The organism is Bacillus cereus (genome assembly GCF_002567495.1).
In the GTDB taxonomy this organism is placed as follows: Bacteria; Bacillota; Bacilli; order Bacillales; family Bacillaceae_G; genus Bacillus_A; species Bacillus_A cereus_AQ.
Genome location: NZ_NVAP01000079.1, coordinates 1 through 2,500, shown reverse-complemented (window position 1 = coordinate 2,500; position 2,500 = coordinate 1). Strand labels below are relative to the sequence as shown.

The window sequence follows — 2,500 nt, the reverse complement described above, 5'->3', positions numbered from 1 at the left end:
ACGTGAAATTCCGTCGGAATCTGGGAGGACCATCTCCCAAGGCTAAATACTCCCTAGTGATCGATAGTGAACCAGTACCGTGAGGGAAAGGTGAAAAGCACCCCGGAAGGGGAGTGAAAGAGATCCTGAAACCGTGTGCCTACAAATAGTCAGAGCCCGTTAATGGGTGATGGCGTGCCTTTTGTAGAATGAACCGGCGAGTTACGATCCCGTGCAAGGTTAAGCTGAAGAGGCGGAGCCGCAGCGAAAGCGAGTCTGAATAGGGCGTTTAGTACGTGGTCGTAGACCCGAAACCAGGTGATCTACCCATGTCCAGGGTGAAGTTCAGGTAACACTGAATGGAGGCCCGAACCCACGCACGTTGAAAAGTGCGGGGATGAGGTGTGGGTAGCGGAGAAATTCCAATCGAACCTGGAGATAGCTGGTTCTCCCCGAAATAGCTTTAGGGCTAGCCTTAAGTGTAAGAGTCTTGGAGGTAGAGCACTGATTGAACTAGGGGTCCTCATCGGATTACCGAATTCAGTCAAACTCCGAATGCCAATGACTTATCCTTAGGAGTCAGACTGCGAGTGATAAGATCCGTAGTCAAGAGGGAAACAGCCCAGATCGCCAGCTAAGGTCCCAAAGTGTGTATTAAGTGGAAAAGGATGTGGAGTTGCTTAGACAACTAGGATGTTGGCTTAGAAGCAGCCACCATTTAAAGAGTGCGTAATAGCTCACTAGTCGAGTGACTCTGCGCCGAAAATGTACCGGGGCTAAATACACCACCGAAGCTGCGAATTGATACCAATGGTATCAGTGGTAGGGGAGCGTTCTAAGTGCAGTGAAGTCAGACCGGAAGGACTGGTGGAGCGCTTAGAAGTGAGAATGCCGGTATGAGTAGCGAAAGACGGGTGAGAATCCCGTCCACCGAATGCCTAAGGTTTCCTGAGGAAGGCTCGTCCGCTCAGGGTTAGTCAGGACCTAAGCCGAGGCCGACAGGCGTAGGCGATGGACAACAGGTTGATATTCCTGTACCACCTCTTTATCGTTTGAGCAATGGAGGGACGCAGAAGGATAGAAGAAGCGTGCGATTGGTTGTGCACGTCCAAGCAGTTAGGCTGATAAGTAGGCAAATCCGCTTATCGTGAAGGCTGAGCTGTGATGGGGAAGCTCCTTATGGAGCGAAGTCTTTGATTCCCCGCTGCCAAGAAAAGCTTCTAGCGAGATAAAAGGTGCCTGTACCGCAAACCGACACAGGTAGGCGAGGAGAGAATCCTAAGGTGTGCGAGAGAACTCTGGTTAAGGAACTCGGCAAAATGACCCCGTAACTTCGGGAGAAGGGGTGCTTTCTTAACGGAAAGCCGCAGTGAATAGGCCCAAGCGACTGTTTAGCAAAAACACAGCTCTCTGCGAAGCCGTAAGGCGAAGTATAGGGGGTGACACCTGCCCGGTGCTGGAAGGTTAAGGAGAGGGGTTAGCGTAAGCGAAGCTCTGAACTGAAGCCCCAGTAAACGGCGGCCGTAACTATAACGGTCCTAAGGTAGCGAAATTCCTTGTCGGGTAAGTTCCGACCCGCACGAAAGGTGTAACGATTTGGGCACTGTCTCAACCAGAGACTCGGTGAAATTATAGTACCTGTGAAGATGCAGGTTACCCGCGACAGGACGGAAAGACCCCGTGGAGCTTTACTGTAGCCTGATATTGAATTTTGGTACAGTTTGTACAGGATAGGCGGGAGCCATTGAAACCGGAGCGCTAGCTTCGGTGGAGGCGCTGGTGGGATACCGCCCTGACTGTATTGAAATTCTAACCTACGGGTCTTATCGACCCGGGAGACAGTGTCAGGTGGGCAGTTTGACTGGGGCGGTCGCCTCCTAAAGTGTAACGGAGGCGCCCAAAGGTTCCCTCAGAATGGTTGGAAATCATTCGTAGAGTGCAAAGGCATAAGGGAGCTTGACTGCGAGACCTACAAGTCGAGCAGGGACGAAAGTCGGGCTTAGTGATCCGGTGGTTCCGCATGGAAGGGCCATCGCTCAACGGATAAAAGCTACCCCGGGGATAACAGGCTTATCTCCCCCAAGAGTCCACATCGACGGGGAGGTTTGGCACCTCGATGTCGGCTCATCGCATCCTGGGGCTGTAGTCGGTCCCAAGGGTTGGGCTGTTCGCCCATTAAAGCGGTACGCGAGCTGGGTTCAGAACGTCGTGAGACAGTTCGGTCCCTATCCGTCGTGGGCGTAGGAAATTTGAGAGGAGCTGTCCTTAGTACGAGAGGACCGGGATGGACGCACCGCTGGTGTACCAGTTGTTCTGCCAAGGGCATAGCTGGGTAGCTATGTGCGGAAGGGATAAGTGCTGAAAGCATCTAAGCATGAAGCCCCCCTCAAGATGAGATTTCCCATAGCGTAAGCTAGTAAGATCCCTGAAAGATGATCAGGTTGATAGGTTCGAGGTGGAAGCATGGTGACATGTGGAGCTGACGAATACTAATAGATCGAGGACTTAACCATATAATATG

At 52.1% G+C, this 2,500-nt stretch carries 1 rRNA gene (cut by a window edge); it reads left to right on the top strand.

Annotated elements, in window-relative coordinates:
* Positions 1-2,492: ribosomal RNA gene (locus tag COK05_RS29290) — 23S ribosomal RNA — on the top strand; it begins 430 nt to the left of the window's first position.
* The last annotated feature ends 8 nt before the right edge of the window (positions 2,493-2,500 follow it).